Origin of the sequence: Proteinivorax tanatarense (genome assembly GCF_040267685.1) — a bacterium.
Lineage (GTDB): Bacteria > Bacillota > Proteinivoracia > Proteinivoracales > Proteinivoracaceae > Proteinivorax > Proteinivorax tanatarense.
On sequence record NZ_CP158367.1, the window covers coordinates 2,650,784 to 2,674,754 of the forward strand.

The window sequence follows — 23,971 nt, forward strand, 5'->3', positions numbered from 1 at the left end:
AGTAAGATATAAAAATAAAAAATCCCCGTCGCAAATGACTGGGGACTAGGCACAAGAAACAATCTTTTTATTAGCAACAAAAACGTGCTAACAAAAACTTGCGCTATCCCGTAGTCGGAAAGTTTACGGCTTCCGGTAGAAACTCGTGGACCATATCACCACAGTTATACGAGTGCGTATATGCTTTTTAAAGTAACTCTAAATACATTTTAAAAGAAAATACAGTTTTGGTCAAGAATAACAAGAACTTTTTTAGATTTTTAAAGTTTAATGTTCGTGTTTTGGCGTTATGCATTATGTTTTTTTGTATAGATTCTATTAAAACACGTTTTTTCGCTTTTGTCTACATATAGTGGAACTTTTACCTTCTCCATTTCTATTGATTTAAACCACCGAGCTTTAATGGACTGTTATCAATTGAATCCATGATTTTTGAAGGGATGGTCAGCATTTAATTAGACATAATAACCCAGCTAACAATATCAATTTTTAAGCCTTTAACCAGCTATTTTGCTATAAAGAAAAATGCTAAAATAAAGGTTAAAATCACAGAATAAATTATTATGTCACTATTAATAAATGAAAGTTCACACTTATTTATCCCCTTATCAATACATTTTACAAATCTAGGTATTACTCCCGACTCTTCGCCATCTTTATGCGCCCTTTTTAAAGTTGTTTTACTCTGGCCATGGTCTGATGCAGGCAAAGAGTAGGATAGGCCTTCTCGGGAAATATTAGAAGTGTAAATAGACTTAACATATATTGTTTTTCTATATATAAGAATTACTAATTCTTTTAATTTAACAAATGGAAAAGCTAAGATACACTCAATACATAGCCACTTTGGAAAATGAAGATGGAATAAATGATATTTAACACCTAGATAAAAGATAATCCCACCCATTATATAAACTGGTATCATACCTATTAAATCAGCTCTTGCGAAAATATTTATATCGACAATATAGTTGTTTATAAATTCTGGATCATAAGTTATAGTACTGGCAGCGGGTATAATAAAACTATCTAGCAGGAAATTTGGAAAAATCCCTATCAACATTATTACTGCTGCTATGCCACCCATTGCCAAATTCATCATTGGAAATTCTCCTTTAACGTGCTCCAAATCTTGTGGACATTTTCCTAAAAATATAAATGACGTCCATTTGATAAACGAGCAAGCGGTTCCAGCACTTATAATTATAAATAGAATTTCAGCTATTTTAAAAGAAGGATGTCCATATATAAAAGCCTCTTCTATAGCATGGTGTAGTAAAGTCTTGCTGGCAAAGCCGTTAAAAAGCGGCATTCCTGTGATACCTAGAGCAGCAATGGTGCTTACTATAAAGGTAAACGGCATTTTTTTCCATAACCCACCCATTTTATACATATCCAATGTCCCTACTTTTAAGTATACAGCTCCAGCAACCATAAACAAAAGACTTTTAAACAGTGCGTGGTTTATGATATGATACAAAGCGCCTGAATACCCCATTGCACCTTTGTACCCTAAATACACTGCCACTCCTATACCCATAATGATATACCCCATCTGACTGACACTATGGAAGGCTAACATTTTTTTCATATTGCCCTGTTGCAAAGCCATAAAAACTCCAAGTGCCATGGTGATTATACCCATCCATATTAGTGCTGCTCCCAAAGTCTGGGCAGAAATCCAAATGCTATCTGAAAATCCTTCAGTGACTTGGTGCATTTCCGGAAAGAAAAAACTGGTCGTAGTTCTAATAATCCCGTAGGCACCTATTTTAACCATTATCCCTGAAAGCAATGCACTTGCAGGTGTCGGAGCTATTGGATGTGCTTTGGGGAGCCAAATATGAAGTGGTGCAAGCCCTGCTTTAACACCAAAACCAATAATAAAAAGTCCCATAATAAAATATTCTAAACCACCTAAGTTTTGCATTTCAATGGCTAGGTTAGCGTATTCTAAAGTTCCGACATTTATAAATAACAATATCATTGCTAATAATATACATAGCCCGCCCATTATTCCCATATAAATATAGCTATTACCTGCCTCGATGCACTCTTTTGTTTCACAGTGCACTACCAACATATAAGAACTAAAGGTCATCGCTTCAAAAAACAAGAAGGTTGTAAAAACACAGCCAGACATTACCGTCCCTAAAATAAAACCAAAAGTTAGCATCAAAAAAAGATAAAATCTATTTCTGTGAGCCTCTTTGTTCATATAATCCGGTGCATAAATAGTAACCATTAACCAAATAAACGAGGATAACAACGCTATTACTAGGGAGGTCATATCAATCCTAATGTTAATTCCATAACCTAAAAGCTCTGAAATACGCAAAAATATAGCTTCTTCTCTTACAACAGGATAAAGAAGCAATATCATTATAAAGGTTAAAAAAGTAATATCTACAACTAGTATATCCCTTAACTGCTCATGGTTCGAAAACATGCCGACAGCCAATACTCCAAAAATTATTGGAAACAATATTATCAACAACGGATAAAATCTAAAATTAAATATAGTATCTATTAGCACTTCCTTAAATCCGCTGAAATAGCCAAATTCCATACTCAAGATAACTACCAGAGCTAAGGCTGATAATGCTATCACCGACACATTGTTTATTACTGTCAATGCTTCATTTTTAGCGTCAGCAGACTCTGCTTTTTCCCCCTTGTGTAATATCCTTTCCATTATAATCTCCTCCAGTTTCCCCTTACTATTCTAATATTAAAAAGGCTTTATTATCGACAGATTATTATAGTACTAGTACCTGCCTATGCCGAGGCGCCATCCACTACTACACTTTGGATGGCGCCTTTTCTGATTAGCTTTGCATTCTTGCTGTAACTGGTTGAATCTGTCAATAGCGTGCACGCAGGTCATAAAGTCAATAACCAACTGACTGGCTCCAGTCAGTTGATTAAGCTACTTTATTTTAGGTATTAAATTAAATTAAAATCAACCATTTATTTGTGAAAATCTATTTTAAATTAAAATTATAGTTTACATATATACCTACTAAATATGTCATAACACTAAAAACACGCTTCGTTAAACATACAAAGCTTTTACCCATTAAACTAGGCGACATTTAAGTCGCCTAGTTTAATGTTATTTTACTACAAAGAAAAACACTAAAATAAAAGTTAAAATCATTGAGTATAACAAGACATCTGATTTGATAAAGGGAGTCTCACATTTACAGCAAATTTGTTTATCAACAAAACCTGCAAATTTTCTCACCATGCTATCTTCTTCTATTTCTTCCTTTGGTATCTCAACATTTGCTTCACAAGATGAGGTGGTATATACTACCATATCATCTCTCCTTGTTAAATTTAATTTTTTCATTATCTTAAAAGCTATTTCAATAAGTTTTCTTACTGGTAGGGTAATTAAGCACTCAAAGCATAACCATTGAGGAAATCTAACTTTGAATAAAGACCCTTTGATCCCCCAGTAAAACAAACCTGCTCCCATTAAATATACCCATACCATTCCAACTAGGTCATCTCTGGCGAAAATATTTATCCCAACAATATAACTATCGATGAACTCTGGGTCATATGTTAAACCCTGAGCAGCAGGGATAATAAAATTATCCAATAAAAAGTTAGGAAAAACTCCTATTAACACAATCGCTGCTGCAACCCCACCCATAGCAATATTCATTATGGGAAATCCTTCTTTTATATGCTCATGTTCGTTTGGACATTCGCCAAAAAAGATTCCATATGTCCACTTAAATAAAACACATGCTGTTCCTGCACTTATAATAACAAATAAATAGTCCGCCACTAAAAACATGGAATGCCCATACATATGCGCTTCTTCGATACCATGGTGCAGAACTGTTTTACTAGCAAAACCATTAAAAAGGGGCATTCCTGTGATGCCAAGGGCAGCAATTGTACTAACTACAAAAGTAAAGGGCATTTTTTTCCAAAGCCCGCCCATTTTATTTATATCTAAAGTGTGTACTTTTAAATAAACTGCTCCAGCTACCATAAACAGAAGGCTTTTATATAAGGCATGGTTAATAATATGGTAAAGTACTCCAGAGTAACCCATTGCACCTTTATAACCAAGGTAAACCGCTACTCCAATTCCTAATATAATATAACCCATTTGGCTTACAGTACTAAATGCCAACATTTTCTTTATATTTGTCTGTTGCATAGCCATAAAAATTCCTATACCCATAGTAGCAATTCCAAGCCAAATTACTATAGCTCCTAGGGTTTGGGCGGAAATCCAAATGCTATCTTCAAAGCCCTGTGTCACCTGAGAAAATTCCGGAAAGAAAAAGCTTGTAGTGGTACGAAGCATCCCATAAGCTCCCACTTTAACCATTATCCCGGAAAGCAATGCGCTGGCAGGAGTTGGAGCTACAGGGTGAGCTTTAGGAAGCCAAATATGCAGAGGAACTAAACCTGCTTTTACCCCAAAACCTATTATAAATAGTGCTAAAATAAAATACTCCAAACCTCCTAAGGTTTGCATCTCGTACGCTAAGTTCTCATACTGCAAAGTCCCCGTGTTAATAAACAATAGAATCATTGCCAATAATATACATAGGCCACCCATTATACCCATATATATATAGCTGTCTCCAGCATCAAGTGCTTCCTTAGATTCGGAGTGCACAACCAACATATAAGAACTAAATGTCATCGCTTCGAAAAATAAAAATGTTGTAAACACTCCACCAGCTAGTACAGTACCTAATATTCCACAATAGGTTATTGATAAAAACAAATAAAACCTACATCGATGGTCTTCTTTATTCATATAGTCTGGTGCATAAATCATTACCATAAGCCAAATAAAGGCTATTAATGTCGCTAAGGTTAACGAAGTCATATCTGCTGTGAAGTTTAATCCGTATCCCAACACTTTATCAATTGCTAAAGTGAGGTTTCCATTTATAACCGAAGGGTAAAGGGATAGCAACATAGCAAAAGTAGCAAAGGTTATATTTACTAATAAAATATCTCTAAGATTTTCCCATTTTCCACCAAGTGGTGCTGTAAAGACTCCCAACAACGGTAAAAGAACGATTACTAAAAGATAAGCAGGGTATTTTTCTACAAAACTTTCCAACCATTGACTTAACTCAATAAAGTTACCCGCCGCCATTGAAAACGTAACTATTAGAGCACCTATAGCTAGAAGGAATATAAAAATGCTATTTCCCTTTTGTATTAATGAGCCAAAATTATTCTGTGGCGGATCAACATTTATATTTACTTTTGCGTTATTCATTTCATCCCCTCCTTTATTAAAATTTGCTTTGGCAATTGTAAAACTTTACAATACCTGATATAAAACGCTTCAAAAAGCCTCGCCAAATCACGCAAGTGTTATTTTGAGACTAAGGTTTAAACTCTGATCATTTTGCAATACCCATAAATCTATTTAATCAATTTCAAAAATTTACAGCGTCTTAATTCATTTCATAATTTGATCTTAAAAGAAATTTACAGCTTGATCAAAGATATTCATCAAAATCTGTGGAAAGACCCCTAATATTATACACCCAGTTCCTAAAATAATCAATGGTACGGTCATGGTATTGGGAAGTCTGTCCCATTCCATATCCTCGTGCTCATCTTCATCATTTTTTCTTTTAAGATATGCAGAAATTATAATCGGCAAATAATACATAGCATTTAAAAATGAACTCAGCAGTATAACAAATACAAATACTGATCTACCAGCCTCTATAGCTGCTATACTTAAATACCACTTGCTCATAAACCCATTGACACCAGGAATCCCTATCATAGATAAGGCACCTATGGTAAAAACCCCCATAGTTATGGGCATTTTGTATCCAATACCTTTAAATCCTTCAATATCTCTCCTGCCCGTTTGGTACATAACTGCACCGGCACTTAAAAATAGTGCAGCTTTCATCAATAAATGAGTGGAGATATGAAACATTGAAGCTTTGACGCCCAATGAAGTAGCCAATCCTAAACCCAGAACCATATATCCTACCTGAGCCACTGTTGAATAAGCCAACATTCTTTTAATATCAGTTTGCCGTAAAGCAAACAGCGACCCTCCTACCATCCCTACTGCAGCAATAAGTGGCAAATAATCAGAAACTTTAAGAACGTTAATTAAATCTAATCCCAAACCTATATACAAAAACTTAATCAACGAAAATATATAAACTTTTATAACCATCCCAGACAGCACAGCGCTAGCTGGAGAAGGAGCTGAAGAATGTGCATCAGGCAACCAAAAATGCAACGGAAATACCGCGGCTTTGATAGCAAAACCAAGTAACATAAATACCAAGGCTAAAAACAGTACATTACCTGCACCACTAGATGACATATCTATAGCTGTACTAAGTTCATGTAAGTTAAATGTCCCGGTATATACGTACAACACACAGATAGCCAGCAACATTGACAATCCTCCGATAACGCCCATGTAAATATATCTATTTCCAGCTTTTATTGCAGTTTTGGAGCTATTATGGGCCACTAAAAAATAGCAGCTTATATACATAATTTCAAAAAATAAAAACATAGTTATTAAGCTATCAGCCATTATGGCACCCATAACCCCTCCATAGGTTATCATAAACCACAAATAGAACCTACTGCGATGTTGCTCTTTTTTTATAAGGTAAGAATGAGAAAATACTGTTACTAAAAGCCATAACAAACTTGCTGCCATGAGCATATAAAATGTAAGCATCTCAACCCTAAAAGCTAGTCCAAATCCCAAAATGTTGGAAAGCTCTAAATACAACCCTTCAGAACTAGCCAAGGGGTACATTAGAGATACTAGTATTACCACAGCAAAGTTTGTATACAATAATATTATATCACGATTTTGCTCTTGTTTTAGTGTAAAAAATGTGGAAGAAGGCCCTAAAACAAAAATTAAAAACAAAATAACTAGAGGTATATTATTGCTGCTGATGATAGCGTTTAGTATCCTTTGCCCCCCTTCTGTTACCAAAAAAAACATCAACATAAGTGAACAAAAAAACACCAATAATGTTTTACAGCTCTTTACAAACTTGTCACTGCCATTTACTTCAATGTTTCTTTGCATTTCTATGCCCCCTAAAATATCTTTTACCCTTTTGCATTTTTACCTCTGCGACTTATAGTAAACACCATCAACCCTATAAAAGTTAATATACCGCCGACTACGATAATGTTAACTAAACCCTTAGAGGTTGAAGTTAGTTCTGACAGTTTAACCACCGCTACAATATGCCAATCCCAAGGCTCAAACTGTTTAAAACGAGCATATTTTTCTTCACCTTGGTACCTAAATTCTAAAGAGCCATTTGCTTTTTCAATTATCTCGTCAGTAGCAGCATGTTCAGCTATTTGATGTTTTTTTTCGGTAGGAGAAAATACTAGCTCTTTTTCTGAATCCATTATATAAAGATATCCGGTCTTACCAATCTTTACATCCGACAAAATTTCTTTAAGATTGTCATCTATTTCTTCCAACCCAGAGTAGATCATCCCAATCACTTCACCACTTTTATCTTCAAGGGGATAATAATTGGTTATATTCCATGAATTGGCCACCCAAGCCCTAGAGTAATAGCTCTCCCCTTGTGATACAGTATTGTATATGTCTGTGCCATCCTCTATATAGGTTCCTGTAATTCTTTCTCCGTCATCATCTAATACAGTGGTACTAACTCTAATAAATTTATCTTCTTCTTTTACAAATACCGTAAAGTCTCCTCCTACTAGCTCAGATAACTCATCTACAAAGTCATTATCCCCGGTTAAATTAACACTTCCAGCCTTTAAATTAGGAGCTTCAACACCGTTTAAGTCTGCAACTTCACTATAATCAACTTCTAAAACTCCATAATTATTTAACTTATCCATAGCAACATCTATTTTGTTGCTAATAGTTTTTTTGACCAACTTTTCTCTATATTCAATTAAGGTATAGACAGAGTTTAGCGCAAAATCCACTTTTTCCTTTTCATCTTCTATTTTTTCAGCTTGGTTTTGCTGAAAACTAAAATAGGATAGAGTGCCTACAACTAGTAGTATTGTTAATAAATAAACTACCAAAAGTCCAATTTTGTTTTTCATTTATATCCCCCCTAAGGTTAGTTTAATATTGGCGATTGTAATGCTCTATTATGCCTTATATAGCAACGTTTTTTAAGATAATATCATCTAGCTATTAGTTAAGGCTTAAAAATAGAGTTACACTTCAATTACTAAAAAGCCTCAAACAGTTAATTTAAAAATGTGGGTACAACGTTTTCAATAGTATCCATTAACAAATTAGGGAAAAAGCCAAATAATACACAACTGAAACCTAATAAAACCAAAGGAATTAGCATAGTTACTGGGATTTTATCTAGTATCAATGTTTTAATTCTAGATTTATCCTCTTTAATAAATGCAGAAATGATTATCGGCAGATAATAAATGGCATTTAGAAAGGAACTTAAAAGAATCACTATGATAAAACCTGATTGTCCAGCTTCTAAAACTGCAACACCTAAATAAAACTTGCTCATAAACCCTATTATACCAGGTATTCCTACCATTCCTAAAGCAGCAATTGTAAATACCGTCATAGTCACTGGCATCTCATATCCTATTCCATCCAGCTTAGTAATGTTTCTCTGATTTTTTTTGTATATTATAGTCCCTGCACTTAAAAATAGTGCTGCTTTCATCATTGCATGGGAAAAAATGTGGAAAAAACCAGCCGCTAAGCCAAATTCAGTTGCAAGCCCTATACCTAAAAACATATATCCAATCTGAGCAACAGAGGAATATGCTAGCATTCTCTTTATATCTTTTTGACCTATAGCAAAAATAGACCCCATTATCATACTTAATGCCGCAAAGTACGTTAAAAAAGTTGTTATATCCAATGCTTGGGAAATCTCAACACCGATAACATTAAAGATAATCTTTGCCATTGTAAAAACATAAACCTTTACTACTAACCCTGATAGCAAAGCGCTAGAGGGAGTCGGCGCACTGGAGTGGGCGTCAGGAAGCCATACATGAAGCGGAAACATAGCCGCTTTTATCCCCAAACCCGTAAACATAAAACCAACAGCCAATAAAATATTAGTTGGATAATATTGCCAAACATCTGCTATAACATTATTAACTTCTACTATATTCAAATGTCCCGTCACCATATAAAGCAAAGCAATTCCAAACATAAACGATATTGACCCTAAAGTATTTAGAATTAAATATCTAAATGAAGCCAAAAAATTGACTTTTTTATGTTTAATAGAAATAATTCCACAAGAGGTTAAAGATAAAATCTCCATAAAAACATATATATTAAATAAATCATTACTAAAAGTAATTCCTACCATTGCAAATATCAAAGTAAATACAATAGTATAGTAGCTCAAAGTCTTCGAGGAATCTACTTCATGCTCAATATCCTCTAAAGAAAACAACACAACTATTGCCGACACTGACACAATCAACAAAGTAAGAAGAGCAGAAAATCCATCTATGGCAAACTCAATCCCTAACTGCCTACTCCAGTTACCAAAGTTATAAGTAAAGGGGCCTTCAGCCTGGACATATAAAAAAGTAAGAGCGGATAAAATAATTGCCACGCCAAAAGTACCCATCAACATAAACTTTACAACATTGTCAAACCGCTTTTTTATTACAGGAGTGGATACACCCACTATTAAAAACAAGGACATAATTATTATTGGAAAATGAGTACTATTCATTGGGTAAATCACTCCTTATTTCCATGATTTCATCCATATCTAATGTGCCATACTCGTCATAAATTCTAATAATTAAACTTAAAGCATAAGCAGTCAAGCTTATGGCAACTACTATACCGGTTAAAATAATAATAGAGGGAAGGGGGTTTACATAAATAGCATCGCTATTTTCTCCAATTATAGGCGCTTCTCCCCCTGCTACATAACCTATAGAAACAAAAAATAAAAACACCGATGTCTCCATGATGTTAATGCCTATTACTTTTTTTAACAAGTTGGAATGGGTAAGAACTGTATATAATCCTATTACAAACAACACAGCCGCTCCTACATAATTTATATGATCTAGAAGCTCATTAATTAGCTCCATAGCTAGTCCTCCTCAATAATGGTGTGAAATAACGTTATTAAAGTACTTGCCACCTTCATACCTATAGCCATAGTTGCAATAGGTATAAAACCAGCACTTAAAATTCTGCCAGTTTGACCTAAATCAAAACCAGCATCAGCATTGGTTAAAAAATTATTTCCTGTTACAATGCCAACCATCCCCAAGGCTAAAAGCAGTAAAATTGCGCTGGATTCTATGACCTTGGACACATGGTGAGGCATTTTTTTTGATGCACCTTCTAGCCCAAAGGCCAAAGTCAAAAGTATAATACTAGCACCTAAAATAGCACCTCCGGCAAAACCGCCTCCCGGCGAAAGATGCCCGTGCATTATTATAAAAATCCCGTATAGCTGAATAAAAGGAATCGTTAATCTACTTATTACTTTTACTATTAAATCATTCATTTAGTTTTCCCCCTCATTTCCATGCTGAGGTGCATTTCCTCTCTTTAGAACCGATACAACTACAGTAATTCCTGTAAAAAGCACCACTGTTTCACCTAGAGTGTCAAAAAACCTGTAGTCTGTTAGTAACGCTGAAATTACATTAGGTGAATTGGTATCTTCTATTGAGTTTTCTAAATAGTATTCAGTAACTTCTTCAGTGTAGGCAGGGTTGTCGACACTGCCAAGGGCAGGCATTTCCAATATCCCTGATATTAACACTATCAACAATCCAAACAACAATATCGCCAGTATTCCTTTTTTCACTTTTCAGTCCTCCTTGTCCTACTAATGACAGCTACGAAAAGCATGGTGGTTACCCCTGCACCCATGGCAGCTTCAGTTAAGGCGATATCGGGAGCTTTTAAAAGCAACCATAGCACCGCCATTGTAACACTATATGCACCAAAAATTACTACAGCACTTAACAAGTCCTTTGTACGCTCTACTGCTAAAGCACAACATATTAAAAATAAAATTAAAACTACATTTAGCACTAACATTTTTCCACCTCCACCATTACTTTTTTTGGTTATAGTCTGCCTTTGCTATTATATGTGCTGCAGTGGGATTGGTAAGCCAAATAAAAACAATAACCAAAAATAGTTTTATGGCGACATCTAATTCTCCATGAGAATACACCATAAGACCTAAAAGTATTAGCCCCGCACCCAAAGTATCGCATTTAGTAGTTGCATGCATCTTAGAATAAACATCGGGCATTCTCAAAAGACCTATTGTGCCTACCAAAAAGAAAAAAGCACCCGCTAGCAATAAAGTTCCTGATAAAATATTCACTATCAACTCCATATGATCACTCCTTAATCCAATCGGCCTTTTTCTAGGTATTTGGAAACTGACACTGTAGCGACAAAGCCCATCATAGCATATACAAGGGCCACATCTACAAAAGCTCCTTGTCCATTAACTATGGCTAACAATGCTATAATAATGGCAACTTTAGTAAAAATAACGTTAATTGCTATTACTCTATGAGCAGCCTTTGGCCCTTTATATGCTACATACAGTCCAACAAAAGCCAGTAAAGCTAAAAAAACTAGTATCCCTTGCATTATTAAAGCTATCATATCTTATTCCTCCATTTTTTTTGCGTATTGTTCCATAGGAGAATCTTCTAATCCTTCTGCTACGCCATCAGTCAAAGCATGAATAATAAACTCGTTTTCTTTAATATCTACAGTCAAGGTCCCTGGCGTTAAAGTTATAGAATTACCATATAACACTTTGATAAAATCATTTTTAAAGCTAAGCTTCTTTTTTACAAAGTGAGGTTTTACAGGTAATGAAGGACTAAGAACTATTTTCGCTACATAAATTCCTGACTTAAATATTTCAATAATCAAAACAGGAATGTAGGTGAAAAAAATCACTAGTTTTTTCATAGAATATAACGGCATTTCTTCTTTTCTTAACAATATATCTCTTGAGTAAATAAGAATTGTCCAACAAACCACAAACCCTATGGCTATAGACTCCATTGTTACTTTTGGAGATAACACCAACCAAAAACCAAGCAATGGAAAAAACATTACAATCATTTCTAAAAGACCAGCTTTTTTTTGCATATACTCACCCCTTTATTAAATCAAGTGAAGTTCCTCAATTAAAATATTACATCTTAAAATGAATAATGGCAATAGCTAAAAAAGGATAAGTTCCAATATTGATATCATTTGACAACAAATAAAAAAACCAACATTAAAGTAAGTACCACAGAATATATGATTATATCGCAGTTTATAATAGAGTACTCTACCTTATTAGCTCCTTTGTATACAAGGCTTACAAATTTGTTTATAACTCCTTCTCCGCTTTTGTTATTTTCACTATTTAAAGTAACCTTTTTATTTATATTACTATTCTTATCTGATCGCTGTTTTTTCCTATTTATTTTTTTATCAAAAAACTCAACCGCTTTTAGCACTACAGTCAAAGGTAACGCACAAATATAACCTACACTCAACCACCTAGGAAAGTTTAAGTGAAACAAATGAAACTTGGTTCCTAAACAAAATATAGTTAACCCCATCAAATAAACTGGTATCATCCCTAACAAATCTGATCGAGCAAAAATATTAATATCAACAATATAGTTGTCTATAAATTCAGGGTCATATGTTACACTTTCAGCTGAGGGTATTATAATTGTATCTAGCAAAAAATTGGGGAATATCCCTATAAAGATAATCATAATAGCTATTCCTGACATCGCTAAATTCATCATGGGGTATTCACCCTTGACATTCTTAAGATTCTCGGGACACTTGCCTAAAAAGATATAGTAAGTCCATTTAATAAAAGAACAGGCTGTACCTGCACTTATTAGCACAAATAAAAGTTCTGCTAATTTAAAAGAGGAATGACCATACATAAAAGATTCTTCTATAGCGTGATGTAGTAAAGTTTTACTGGCAAATCCATTAAATAACGGCATTCCAGTAATTCCTAAAGCTGCAATAGTGCTAACTGCAAATGTAAAAGGAAGTTTTCTCCACAATCCACCCATTTTATACATATCTAAAGTGCCTATTTTAAGGTAAACTACTCCAGCGACCATAAACAATAAGCTCTTAAATAAAGCGTGGTTTATAATATGGTACACCGCTCCAGAATACCCCATAGCCCCTTTATATCCAAGATACACCGCCACACCAATTCCCATAATAATATAACCCATTTGGCTTACACTATGGTAAGCTAACATTCTTTTCATATTACCTTGCTGGAGAGCCATAAATACCCCAATTCCCATAGTAAGAATACCCATCCAGATTAGCACAAACCCTATATTTTGAGATGTTATCCAAACACTATCTGTAAATCCTTCCAGTACTTGATAAGGTTCAGGAAAAGAGAAGGTAGTGAGTATCCTAATCATCCCATATGCGCCTATTTTAACCATTATGCCCGACAGTAATGCACTAGCAGGTGTAGGTGCTATAGGATGAGCTTTTGGCAACCAAATATGCAACGGCACTAACCCTGCCTTTACGCCAAATCCGACTATAAACAAAGCTAAAATAACATACTCTATACCGCCTAAGTTTTGCAACTCTACAGCTAAGTTTGAGTATTCTAAGGTGCCGACATTTACAAATAAAAGAACCATTGCTAACAGTATACATAAGCCTCCCATGATCCCCATATAAATATAGCTATCCCCGGCTTCGATACATTTTTTTGTTTCACAATGAACAACTAGCATATAAGAACTAAAAGTCATTCCTTCAAAGAATAAAAAGGTAGTAAAAAGACAACCAGACAATATTGTTCCCAGTATAAAGCCAAATGTTAGCATCAGGAACAGATAAAATCTGTTCCTGTGCTCTTCCATATTCATGTAATCTGGAGCGTATATAGTAACCATTAGCCATATAATGGTGGTGAGTAGGCCTAAAACCAGCGCTAACATATCAAGAGTAAAATTTAAACCTAATCCCAAAACTTCTGAAACCTGTAGTGTTATAACACCTTCAGATACAGCGGGGATTGTAATTACCATCATTATGAAGGTAATAAAGGTTACATTAACTACTAAAATATCTCTTAAAACTTCGTGATTTGAAAACATTAACACAGCTAAGGTTCCAAATATCAAAGGTATAAATATTATTAACAACACGTAACCATTAAAACCATATACAAAGCTAATTAGTTCTGTTCTAAAGTTGCTAAAATAGCCTAACTCCATGCTAAAGATAACAGCCAAAGCTGCTATTGTTAGCAAAAATATTATCCCATTATTAATCGCTGTTAGGGAGTTTAACGACCTTTTAGATTCTCTTGGTGAGCATATATTTTTTTGCTTTTGAAGTTCCATACTTAATCCCCCACAGTAATTATTAAGCGAGAAATTTTTACCTTTCCTACTTAATTATATTTCTTTTTATAGCTGGCCAAATAGTTATAGCTAATATTCCACCTAAGGTCGCTGTAAACAACTGAGGCAGTTGTAACATAGCGGCGGGCTCTGGCGGTATGTCCACAATTAAACGAACCACAAAAGTTAAAATAAGGAACTTACCAAAAGAACTACAAGCAACAGCTATAAACTTATTCCTTTTATAAAAGATCATAAAAATAATTATCAAAGCCCAGTTGCTTATTATTATAAACGGAATTACCGGGCCTAAAATTGGTGGCAATATCCCTCTAATAAAGGCTATCAAAGGCGTTAGCCCTCCAACTATTATAGAACCATATATGCCAACAGAAAGAGCAGCTAACACTAACATTGCATTTACTACAATTCCCGTCACCATTTGCGGAAGACCTAGCATTTGAAATGTCAAAGTAATAGCTAACAAAATACCAGTTTGAGTTATAAATCTTACATGTTTATGTCTCCCCATAATTTTCTCTCTCCCCTATCTATAATAGACTAGGAACTTTGGGAAACCTCTTTTTTGCCTTCAGTTTTGCTCAAGTTAGCAAAGATGTCAGATACCCCTCTGACCGCTATTACTGATCCAAAAGCAATTGTACCAAGTTTTCCTCCTGCTCCACCCATGTAAGGATTTGTATAAATAAAAGCCAAAGCGCTTACTAGTGCTGCTAAAGCTAAATATTTTTCATTTGGAATTCGATGTTTACCAGCCATACCTGCAAAGGAAGCACATATCGCCATAACTGCTAAACTTCCTCCACTTTCAGGAAAGGCTGCTGGAAGAACAAGTCCTGCAATTAAGCCTACAATACCGGAAGCCATAACTGGTCCATGACCTAAACGATGAGATATGGCATAGGTTATAACACCTGCAAATACTGAACATATTATTATTTTCACCATCATATCTACGTTAGGAATTTCTGCACTTAAAAATTCCTGACCTGTTAACAACCCGGTAACTATGCACCCTGTAAAGGCAATGGTACCAAATTTACCACCAAACCCGTTAAAGACTATTTTAGATATGACAAATACTATACCTGCAATTGCTCCTGCAACAATTATTGAAATATAAGAAGAGAGCAGTGCCTCCGAAGCCATACCCACAAAAGCTCCTGTATATAATGGTGCACCTAGTTTGGGAACTACCAAAGCCGCTAAAACCCCCACAGCCCCTGCAGCTACCACTGCACCAAGTTGAAGCTCTACACTTAAAAAGTACGTTATAACAGCTCCTATAACTATTGAAAGAAAGTTATAAAAGTCATTGACATCAAACTTAGTTGTCTCATAATTACTAACTAGATTTAACGATATTTCTTTTTTCATTGCGTATATAATACCTACAATCGCGATAGTTAAAACCGAAGAAGTAAAGAAGTGGTTTGCAGCAAAGGCAGCATAAAGCCCTGCAGTATATAAAATTAAACACATAACAACTAAAATTACATAGCCTAAAGTCCAAATTGCTTTTTGCATAGTTTGCCTCCTTTTTTTAATTTTCAACAATGCGGCTCAACGATAGAGCCACATTGTTGAAAATTTTTTAACCCAGTTTTTCTATATTAACACCTGTAACCTTCAAACTTGGAATACTAGCTTTAGCATCTAATAGTTCGGAGTTAGTTAACACGTTTGCTCCATCTTTAAAGTGGAAAGGTACGCTAACTACTTTGTCAGAAACTAACTCTGTTATAAACGCTCTAGGTTTTATTTCACCTCTTGGTGAAGTTACCTTTACCACTTCTCCATTTTCTATCCCAAGCTTTTCTGCTGTGTTAGGACTGATTTCTACAAAGGTTTCATTGACAAGTTTGTTTACGCCCTCTGTTTTACCAGTCATTGTCGAGGTGTGGTATTGATATAGGACACGGCCGCTGGTCATAATATAAGGATAATTACCTTTATCAGATAACTCCGGCGTTTCTTCAAATTCAACCGGCACTAGCAAGCCCTTACCCCTTGCTGGCTGGTTTGAGTGTAAGAATTTGGTACCTGGATGCTCTTCATTTGGACAAGGCCACTGAATTCCTTCATCTTTAATGCGTTCGTATGTGATACCAGCATAAGATGGAGTTACAGCTCTTATTTCTTCGAATACCTCTTCTGCAGTTTCAAAGTTATTCTCATATCCTAAAGTTCTCATTAGTTCAACAAATATTTGCCAATCTGGTTTTGCTTCTCCAGGAGCGCTCACTGCTTTTCTTACCCTTTGGACTCTTCTTTCGGTATTAACAAAAGTTCCATCTTTTTCTGCAAAGGCAGCAGCTGGTAAAACAACATCAGCAAGCTCTGCTGTCTCCGTTAAAAATATATCCTGTACAACTAAGAAACTTTCTTTTAGCCCCTTAATTACATGGTTTGTATCGGGATCGGATAACACAGGGTTTTCTCCCATAATGTAAAGCATTTTAATTTTTCCGCTTTCTGCATGTTTCATCATATGGGTCATGGTCATTCCATTTTCCCCAGATAGCTTTGTTCCCCAAGCCTTTTCAAACTTTTCCTGAGCTTTTTTATCGGCAACAGGCTGATATCCAGTATAAACGATAGGTAAAGCACCCATATCACAGGCTCCCTGTACGTTGTTTTGACCCCTTAGCGGGTTAATTCCTGTTCCTTCTCTCCCCAAGTTGCCAGTAACCAAAGCTAGATTAGATAGACTGATAACACCGTCTGTTCCTTTATGATGTTGAGTTATTCCCATGCAGTACATAATACTTCCTCTATCGTATTTAGCGTACATTCTGGCAGCTTTTCGGATATCTTCTGCATCTACCTCACAGATCTCTGCTACCTTTTCTGGGGTGTATTTTTTCAATACTTCTTTCAACTGCTGGAAATCTTCAGTATTTTTCTCAATATACTCTTTGTCCTCTAGACCTTCCTCTAAAATCACATTTAGCATTCCATTTGATAATGCAATACTGGTACCTGGTTTAATTTGCAAAAATACATCAGATACATCCTCCAGTGAAATTTTGCGAGGATCAGCTACTATTAATTTGGCGCCTTTTTTAACGGCTCTTCTAATACGCGCTCCAATAACAGGGTGATTTTCTTCTGTATTTGTACCTGTTAAGAATATAACTTCTGCCTTGTCTATTTCTTCGATACTATTTGTCATAGCTCCACTTCCAAGTGTAGTTGCAAGACCTGCAACTGTAGAGCTGTGTCAGAGTCGAGCACAGTGATCAACGTTGTTTGTACCGATACCTGCCCTAAAAAACTTAGTCATCATATAATTATCTTCTGTTAAAGCTCTAGCGGAAGAAAATCCACCGATAGCATCGGGTCCATCTTGTTCTTTAATTTCAGTTATTTTATCCGCTATTTTTTGGTAAGCTTTCTCCCAAGTTGCTTCTATAAGCTCACCATTTTCTCTTACAAGTGGTTTGCTTAGTCTATCAGGGTGGTTAATAAAATCAAAAGCGAACTTGCCTTTTACACAAAGTAAACCTTGATTCAACTTGCCTTTTACGGGATTGACCTCTACTATCTTGTCATCCTTAGTGGAAAGTTCTAGCTGACAACCAACTCCACAGTACGAACAGGTAGTTTCAACTTTTTCTGTTTCCCAGTACCTATATTTATGCTTTGCTTTGGGCATCAATGCCCCTACTGGACAGTTTGAAACACAGTTTCCACAGGATACACAATCTGTCTTGGTTAACTCTCTCTCAATGTTTTGGGGAGCTTTAACATACCCCTGTATTCCTTGTCTTACTAGAGATAACCCTTCTACACCCTGTAACTGCGTGCAGATTTCTACACATTTTCCGCAGGCGATACATTTCTCTCTATCAATGTAGTAAAAAGGATTTTTGTCGAAAAGTTCCTTTGGAGCTATATTTTCTCTGAAATAGTCAGGGCCTTGAACATCGTATTTATAGCAATACGTTTGCAAATCACAATGCCCCGACTTTTCACAGGTTAAACAATCTAAAGGATGATCAGCTAAAATCTCTTTAAGAATCTCTTGTCTAGCTCTAACTACATTGTCCGATTCTGTCCAAATTTCCAAATTATCCTTTACTATTACATCAGTAGAATCAACTAAACTCTCTTCTCCTTTTATTTCAACAATACTTAAGTCAGCCCCACTATCTACAGTTTTCATATCAAAGCGTTCGTCATAATTTAAAGTTGGTATATTTATGTCGTTTAAGCGAGCTGCATTAAAAACACTTATTCCCTCTTCACATTGAACAGGTCGTCCGTTAATTTTAATCGTTATCATCATATTCACCCCTTACATCAATATTTTTCTTTGAGCGATCAATATAGTGGGTATGAAGTAAATCATGAGCTTTATGTCCACCAGGCTGTCCTAAATAATTATCATACAATTTGCTAATTAGAGGATTCTCATGAGAACGGCGCAAGATAGAGCTTCCGTCTGTTTTATAAATACCTGCCATTCTCTTTTTGACTGTTTCCATAGAATCTGGGATAGGAGCTCCTCCTCCGTTAATGCAACCTCCTACACATCCCATTATTTCAACAAAGTGGTATTTTTTTTCACCATTATCAATCTTTTTCATTAGCTCCTTTGCAGCAGCTGTACCATGGACAACAGCAATTTTAACCTTCATATCTGCTATTTTAATCTCTGCTTCTTTAGCATTTGTCAGTCCTCTTACACCTTCATACTCTATTTTGTCTAGTTCACCATCACTAAGTTTCCAAGCAACTGTTCTTAAAGCTGCTTCCATAACTCCACCTGTTGTACCAAAAATTCTTCCAGCACTAGTGTGATCTCCTAAAAAGTTGTCAAAACTTTCTTCGTCAAGCTTTGCAAACTGAATTTTTTCCATTTTTATCATTTTTGCTAGTTCTCTCGTTGTCAGTACCGCATCTACATCTTTTAGGCCGTTGACTTTTAGTTCTTCTCTATCTGCTTCGAATTTTTTAGCAGTACAAGGCATTATAGATAGGCTAAATATTTTTTGAGGATCTAAATCATTAATCTCTGCATAATAGGATTTAGACAAAGCACCGAACATTTGTTGTGGTGATTTACAAGAAGATACATTTTCCAATAAGTGGGGATAATTATGTTCTACATACTTTACCCAACCTGGAGAGCAAGATGTTAACAACGGAAGCTTTTCACCTTTTTGGACTCTGTCAATAAACTCAGTTCCCTCTTCCATTATTGTCAAGTCTGCTGTAAAATCGGTGCTAAATACTTTGTCTACACCTAGCTTCCTTAAGGCTGCGTTGGTTTGTCCTGTAACATCAGTGCCAGGCTCCAACCCAAACTCTTCACCCAAAGTGTGTTTAACAGCTGGTGCTGTTTGTACCACTACGTGTACATTAGGATCATTTATAGCTGTACGTACTCTTTTGATGTCATTTTTCTCTACTAACGCCCCTACAGGACATACTTTTATACATTGACCACAGTTTATACAATCGGTTTCTAAAATAGGTTCCTTTTCTTTAGTGTTAATGACTGTGTCATGTCCTCTTTCAGTATAATCATAAATGCCTATGTCCTGTGTTTCCGAACAAACTCTAACACAGTTTCCACATACTATACATTTATTTACATCTCTAGTAATCGAAGTACTTGATAAATCAAGGACTTCTTTTTGTGGCAAAGTCTCCAGCAATTGCTCTTTTCTATTAACATCATATTGATAACAAAGGTTTTGCAATTCACAATCGCCAGCAACTTTATCGCAAGTCAAGCAATCATTTGGGTGATTGGCAATTAAAAGTTCTAACGTCGCTTTTCTAGAATCTTTAATTTTCTCTGTTTCTGTGCGCACTATCATTTTATCTTTTACTTTAGTATTACAGGAAGCCAAAAGTTCCTCTTCTCCATCAACCTCCACAACACACATCCTACAATTTCCCTCATTATTCAAATCGGGATGAGTACATAAAGTAGGGATGTTAACTCCATTTTTCTTACATACATCCAAAATTGAATTATCTTCCGTAGCAACTACATTTTTATCGTTTATAGTTAATCCAACTGTTGCCATTTTCATACCTCCTTTAGCTTTTATTCCTTATGTTGAAGACTCGCCATAATTGGATTTATAGCTTTATTTCCAAACCCACATAAAGAAGAATCTTTTATTGCTTTTGCAAAAAGCTCCACTAGTTTAACCTTATCCCGCTCTCCTTCAAAGACGGCTGGCACAAGATCCCCCATTCTCTTTAGTCCCTCTCTACATGTGGAACATTTGCCACATGATTGCTGTGAATTATGTTGCACTGAGTTAACAATAAGTTCTGTTAACCTTTTTTTATCTTCTATAACTTCTACAGGGCTCGCCCCAAGTAAAAAACCTTCCTTCTTTGAGGTTGCATAATCAATCTTTGTTGTTTTTAGTTGTTCCTCGGTTAAAACTCCACCTAAACTTCCCCCAACATTTATAGCATACAGGTTGGGAATGTTTATTCTTTCACTTGCTTTTTTAATTAGTTCTTCGAAGTTAGAGCCCAGCTCCATAGTAACTAGACAACCTTCCTGACCATTATTTACATAAAATACTTTGCATCCATAATTATCTGCTTCCCCCATAGTCTTAAACCATGAGCTTCCATTTTCCACTATTAAAGATATATTAATTAAAGTTTCTACGTTAGCAATAAATAGCTTGCTTTGCTGCCATGTATTTTTGGCTTCTAAAAATGGGTAACGTCCGTGACTTAAATTTTCTTTATAATTAGTTAAAAGTGCTATGTCATTATTAAAAAAAATATTCTTTTCATCTACATCAATAATGTCAATTTTTAACTCTTTAGCCTTAAAATAACCCATTTTCCCCATTTGTTTAATAGTTAGTTTTAACATTCTACTAATCAACTGGTGGCTTTCGTTTATAAAAATGCTAACTTTTGATGCTTTTACCGCTTTTGCAGATAAAACTAAACCTTGAACTAAGTGGTAGGTATTCGATGAAGCTAAGCCATTATCTAACTTTGAATTGCCGATATGCAAAACTACTTCTTTAGAGCCAGTATATTTTGCTACCTCTTCCATATAATTACCGATAAATATTTTTCTACCATCCCTGCTGAGCAGCTCAGCTTCTTTTATCTCTTTAATAACTTCTTCGCCTTTACTTTCTACGACAGCCATTGAGTCAAAAGCGAGTTTCTCCACATCATATTTTTCTAAATCTTGTTCGTTTAGAGATAAAACTCTTTCCATCTTAAAACCTCCTTAAATTTCGTTTATAGATATCTCCCTGTAGCTACAGTACTTTTCCATCACCTCCAAATACCTTTAAAATATTTATTGTTATATAAAGAGCAATTGTCATGCCAAAAATATAATTCTTAAAACCCGCCAAACATAGCCATGCACCTAACATTTCAACCGTCCTAATTTTAGGACAAAATTCGAGCTATTTCATTTTTTTTCGCCTCAATCGCTTTATGCCAGTGAAGCAATTGAGAGTGTCTTTGTTTTCGGACATCGTCTTTAAACTAGGACACCTTTTTATCCCATGATTTTAAACTAAAAAATGGTACCTGCTAGTAATAGCAGATACCATTTTTTAGTTTAAATTGTTTTTTCCAGTTAGTTCAGAAGAAGTATTAGATAAATCTTCTAATGACGAATTTGTTTCCTCAGATATAGCCATAACGTTTTCCATTTTTTCTCCTACAATGCTAATAACTTTATTAAGTTTATCTACTGAATCTTCTATGGTTTTTACACTCTTTACTCCACTACTATTATTTTTTTCTGTTTGGGATACCACAACCTCAGATTGTTCTGCAAGCTTTCTAACTTCCTCAGCAACAACGGCAAACCCCTTACCCGCGTCTCCTGCTCTGGCCGCTTCTATAGATGCATTTAAAGCAAGCAAGTTAATTTGTTCTGCAATTTCTACAATTTTGTTTGACATTTCTTCATGCTCCGAAAAAGTTTTCGTCAATAAATCAACGCTGTTAATAGTATCTTGAGATGCAGTTTCTATATCTCCCATCTGACTGTTTATTTCATACATATCTTTAGCCGTCTCTTCTGAAACTTTGGTCAAATCATTAATAATGCTGTTTATATTTTCTGCCCCTTGCTTTATGTTTTCCAATAACATCTCTTGTTTTCGGGAGTTTTTTCTAGTTAACTCTGCATTTTGTCGTTCTTCATTTAACAACTTTTCCTGTTTGATTTCCCCTTCTCTTCTATTATATTCTATACAGTTTTCTAAAACGTTGTAATTTAAGGCAATAACTTTAACCATATCTTCACAACTTTTATAACCACAAGCAGCACAATCAAAATTTTTATCTTCATCGGTTTTTTTGTGAAGTTTACTGTAAATTATATCCTTTTGATTTTGTTCAACCTCCTTCTCTTTCCATCTATTATTATAAGTTACTTTAAAGTCATCTACCCGTAGCTTTTTCTCGAATTTTTTCATCATATCTCTTGGAGAAACTTTCGAAAAAAGCCCTTTCTTTTGTGCAGTTATTTTTTTAGTCTTCTCATACAAAATAGCATCCATTTCATCAGGGCTCATCATGTCTTCGGTAGCAGTTCCCAGCAAACATCCTTCTGAGCAATTAAGTATATCTATAACAAAAGGAAGCTTCCCCTGTTTTTTGTTGATACCAGATAAATAGTTTTGAACTAATTTAGGCCCTTCAATTTTTTTAATATGAAATCCCTTTCCATAAACCTGCTCAATACTTTCTTTTAATCCCCCAGGAGTGGGATACCAAAACCCTACTAAACTTTCAGGAGAGTCAAAGTTTTCTTCTTTTTCCCATTCCCCTTCTTTTCTATACAGCTCCATAATTTTCTTAAATGTAATGTTATAATCAATATGCTTATGTCTTCTGAATTCGTCGGTTTTTGCTATACAAGGCGACAGTGCAGCTATATTCCCCTCAAACCCTTCATATTTTTTCAAATATATAGCTGCACAAGACATAGGTGAACCAACCGGGCTTAAATATTTTAATAAATTTGGATAATATCGTTCGATACTGTTCACAATCACAGGACATGGTTGAGAAATGATAGTTTGTATACTTTTTTCTTCAAAAATTTTCATATAAAGAAATGTAGTGATATCTGCCCCAAAGCTAACATCATAAATCAATTGGATTCCTTTACTCTTTAACCAAGCAAACACCTTTTTGTACTCATCGGGATAATTTAACATAAAAGCAGGGGCAACTACTATGGATATTTTTTTGTTTTGCTGAAGATCTGTTAAAAGCTGCTCTATATCGTCTTGATAATATCTGGCTTGATGGGTACAAGCTTTTATACACTCTCCACATGTTATACACTCCTCATTTGCTATATCAACTTTTATTGCCCCAGATTCATCTTTAAAGGCTTTATTGGCCAATACTTGAGGGCATTCCCTAATACATTTATCGCATCCTGTACATTGTTCTTTATCGGTTTTTATTATTTTTTCTCCTAACATATTTGTCCTCCTCTAAAGCTAATATAATATAGATCATTTAATTATATAAACAAATAATATAGCAAATACTGTGC

General features: G+C 35.1%; 19 protein-coding genes and 1 riboswitch. All 19 genes read right to left on the reverse strand.

Annotated features, from left to right (window positions below):
- Positions 1-91: 91 nt before the first annotated feature.
- Positions 92-192, reverse strand: a riboswitch (purine riboswitch).
- A 313-nt stretch (positions 193-505) separates the two neighbouring features.
- The 19 genes from PRVXT_RS12995 to PRVXT_RS13085 all read right to left on the reverse strand — a co-directional run bounded on the left by PRVXT_RS12995 (position 506) and on the right by PRVXT_RS13085 (position 23,897).
- Entirely contained in the window at positions 506-2,695 is a 2,190-nt protein-coding gene (locus PRVXT_RS12995; protein ID WP_350343293.1) for a complex I subunit 5 family protein, read from the reverse strand.
- Positions 2,696-3,115: 420 nt separating this feature from the next.
- Positions 3,116-5,269 carry a complex I subunit 5 family protein gene (locus tag PRVXT_RS13000; RefSeq protein ID WP_350343294.1) on the reverse strand — a complete coding sequence of 718 codons (2,154 nt, stop codon included), beginning with the start codon at positions 5,267-5,269 and terminating at the stop codon, positions 3,116-3,118.
- Positions 5,270-5,473: 204 nt separating this feature from the next.
- Positions 5,474-7,084: a complex I subunit 5 family protein gene (locus tag PRVXT_RS13005; protein WP_350343295.1), complete on the reverse strand. Its 1,611-nt coding sequence runs from the start codon at positions 7,082-7,084 to the stop codon at positions 5,474-5,476.
- Between the two features lie 23 nt (positions 7,085-7,107).
- Positions 7,108-8,100 carry a Cache 3/Cache 2 fusion domain-containing protein gene (locus tag PRVXT_RS13010; protein ID WP_350343296.1) on the reverse strand — a complete coding sequence of 331 codons (993 nt, stop codon included), beginning with the start codon at positions 8,098-8,100 and terminating at the stop codon, positions 7,108-7,110.
- 149 nt (positions 8,101-8,249) lie between these two features.
- On the reverse strand, positions 8,250-9,737 hold the full coding sequence (locus tag PRVXT_RS13015) for a monovalent cation/H+ antiporter subunit D family protein (RefSeq protein ID WP_350343297.1): 1,488 nt from the start codon (positions 9,735-9,737) through the stop codon (positions 8,250-8,252).
- Positions 9,730-10,107 (reverse strand): cation:proton antiporter subunit C, encoded by a 378-nt coding sequence (locus PRVXT_RS13020; RefSeq protein ID WP_350343298.1) that lies wholly within the window; start codon positions 10,105-10,107, stop codon positions 9,730-9,732. Before PRVXT_RS13020 ends, PRVXT_RS13015 begins: the two co-directional genes overlap by 8 nt.
- A gap of 2 nt (positions 10,108-10,109) precedes the next feature.
- Complete coding sequence (locus PRVXT_RS13025) at positions 10,110-10,532, reverse strand: MnhB domain-containing protein (protein WP_350343299.1); 423 nt, start codon at positions 10,530-10,532, stop codon at positions 10,110-10,112.
- Positions 10,533-10,838, reverse strand: a complete 306-nt coding sequence (gene mbhE, locus PRVXT_RS13030; protein WP_350343300.1) for a hydrogen gas-evolving membrane-bound hydrogenase subunit E — start codon at positions 10,836-10,838, stop codon at positions 10,533-10,535.
- A complete protein-coding gene (locus tag PRVXT_RS13035) occupies positions 10,835-11,074 on the reverse strand; it encodes a hydrogenase subunit MbhD domain-containing protein (protein WP_350343301.1) in 240 nt (79 codons plus the stop codon). Before PRVXT_RS13035 ends, mbhE begins: the two co-directional genes overlap by 4 nt.
- A gap of 16 nt (positions 11,075-11,090) precedes the next feature.
- Positions 11,091-11,381, reverse strand: a complete 291-nt coding sequence (mnhG, locus tag PRVXT_RS13040; protein ID WP_350343302.1) for a monovalent cation/H(+) antiporter subunit G — start codon at positions 11,379-11,381, stop codon at positions 11,091-11,093.
- An 11-nt stretch (positions 11,382-11,392) separates the two neighbouring features.
- Positions 11,393-11,659, reverse strand: a complete 267-nt coding sequence (locus tag PRVXT_RS13045; protein ID WP_350343303.1) for a monovalent cation/H+ antiporter complex subunit F — start codon at positions 11,657-11,659, stop codon at positions 11,393-11,395.
- A gap of 3 nt (positions 11,660-11,662) precedes the next feature.
- Positions 11,663-12,157, reverse strand: coding sequence for a Na+/H+ antiporter subunit E (locus tag PRVXT_RS13050; protein ID WP_350343304.1), 495 nt, complete (start codon positions 12,155-12,157; stop codon positions 11,663-11,665).
- 104 nt (positions 12,158-12,261) lie between these two features.
- Entirely contained in the window at positions 12,262-14,412 is a 2,151-nt protein-coding gene (locus tag PRVXT_RS13055) for a complex I subunit 5 family protein (RefSeq protein WP_350343305.1), read from the reverse strand.
- 46 nt (positions 14,413-14,458) lie between these two features.
- Complete coding sequence (locus PRVXT_RS13060; protein ID WP_350343306.1) at positions 14,459-14,944, reverse strand: hypothetical protein; 486 nt, start codon at positions 14,942-14,944, stop codon at positions 14,459-14,461.
- Between the two features lie 29 nt (positions 14,945-14,973).
- Positions 14,974-15,960, reverse strand: a complete 987-nt coding sequence (locus PRVXT_RS13065; protein ID WP_350343307.1) for a hypothetical protein — start codon at positions 15,958-15,960, stop codon at positions 14,974-14,976.
- Positions 15,961-16,027: 67 nt separating this feature from the next.
- Positions 16,028-18,721, reverse strand: a complete 2,694-nt coding sequence (gene fdhF / locus PRVXT_RS13070) for a formate dehydrogenase subunit alpha (protein WP_350343308.1) — start codon at positions 18,719-18,721, stop codon at positions 16,028-16,030.
- Positions 18,708-20,477 carry an NADH-dependent [FeFe] hydrogenase, group A6 gene (locus PRVXT_RS13075; RefSeq protein ID WP_350343309.1) on the reverse strand — a complete coding sequence of 590 codons (1,770 nt, stop codon included), beginning with the start codon at positions 20,475-20,477 and terminating at the stop codon, positions 18,708-18,710. Before PRVXT_RS13075 ends, fdhF begins: the two co-directional genes overlap by 14 nt.
- Positions 20,478-20,497: 20 nt before the next feature.
- Positions 20,498-21,655, reverse strand: a complete 1,158-nt coding sequence (locus PRVXT_RS13080) for an NADH-ubiquinone oxidoreductase-F iron-sulfur binding region domain-containing protein (protein ID WP_350343310.1) — start codon at positions 21,653-21,655, stop codon at positions 20,498-20,500.
- 349 nt (positions 21,656-22,004) lie between these two features.
- Positions 22,005-23,897: a [Fe-Fe] hydrogenase large subunit C-terminal domain-containing protein gene (locus tag PRVXT_RS13085; protein ID WP_350343311.1), complete on the reverse strand. Its 1,893-nt coding sequence runs from the start codon at positions 23,895-23,897 to the stop codon at positions 22,005-22,007.
- Positions 23,898-23,971 lie beyond the last annotated feature (74 nt).

Bases quoted from the DNA above. Each gene is read 5' to 3' on its own strand.
- mnhG (WP_350343302.1), bottom strand. From the start codon at position 11,381: ATGGAGTTGATAGTGAATATTTTATCAGGAACTTTATTGCTAGCGGGT.
- PRVXT_RS13000 (WP_350343294.1), bottom strand. From the start codon at position 5,269: ATGAATAACGCAAAAGTAAATATAAATGTTGATCCGCCACAGAATAAT.
- PRVXT_RS13025 (WP_350343299.1), bottom strand. From the start codon at position 10,532: ATGAATGATTTAATAGTAAAAGTAATAAGTAGATTAACGATTCCTTTT.
- PRVXT_RS13080 (WP_350343310.1), bottom strand. From the start codon at position 21,655: ATGGAAAGAGTTTTATCTCTAAACGAACAAGATTTAGAAAAATATGAT.
- PRVXT_RS13020 (WP_350343298.1), bottom strand. From the start codon at position 10,107: ATGGAGCTAATTAATGAGCTTCTAGATCATATAAATTATGTAGGAGCG.
- PRVXT_RS13065 (WP_350343307.1), bottom strand. From the start codon at position 15,960: ATGCAAAAAGCAATTTGGACTTTAGGCTATGTAATTTTAGTTGTTATG.
- PRVXT_RS13060 (WP_350343306.1), bottom strand. From the start codon at position 14,944: ATGGGGAGACATAAACATGTAAGATTTATAACTCAAACTGGTATTTTG.
- PRVXT_RS13050 (WP_350343304.1), bottom strand. From the start codon at position 12,157: ATGCAAAAAAAAGCTGGTCTTTTAGAAATGATTGTAATGTTTTTTCCA.
- PRVXT_RS13015 (WP_350343297.1), bottom strand. From the start codon at position 9,737: ATGAATAGTACTCATTTTCCAATAATAATTATGTCCTTGTTTTTAATA.
- PRVXT_RS13045 (WP_350343303.1), bottom strand. From the start codon at position 11,659: ATGATAGCTTTAATAATGCAAGGGATACTAGTTTTTTTAGCTTTACTG.
- PRVXT_RS13005 (WP_350343295.1), bottom strand. From the start codon at position 7,084: ATGCAAAGAAACATTGAAGTAAATGGCAGTGACAAGTTTGTAAAGAGC.
- PRVXT_RS13075 (WP_350343309.1), bottom strand. From the start codon at position 20,477: ATGGCAACAGTTGGATTAACTATAAACGATAAAAATGTAGTTGCTACG.
- PRVXT_RS13055 (WP_350343305.1), bottom strand. From the start codon at position 14,412: ATGGAACTTCAAAAGCAAAAAAATATATGCTCACCAAGAGAATCTAAA.
- PRVXT_RS12995 (WP_350343293.1), bottom strand. From the start codon at position 2,695: ATGGAAAGGATATTACACAAGGGGGAAAAAGCAGAGTCTGCTGACGCT.
- PRVXT_RS13035 (WP_350343301.1), bottom strand. From the start codon at position 11,074: ATGTTAGTGCTAAATGTAGTTTTAATTTTATTTTTAATATGTTGTGCT.
- PRVXT_RS13085 (WP_350343311.1), bottom strand. From the start codon at position 23,897: ATGTTAGGAGAAAAAATAATAAAAACCGATAAAGAACAATGTACAGGA.
- PRVXT_RS13010 (WP_350343296.1), bottom strand. From the start codon at position 8,100: ATGAAAAACAAAATTGGACTTTTGGTAGTTTATTTATTAACAATACTA.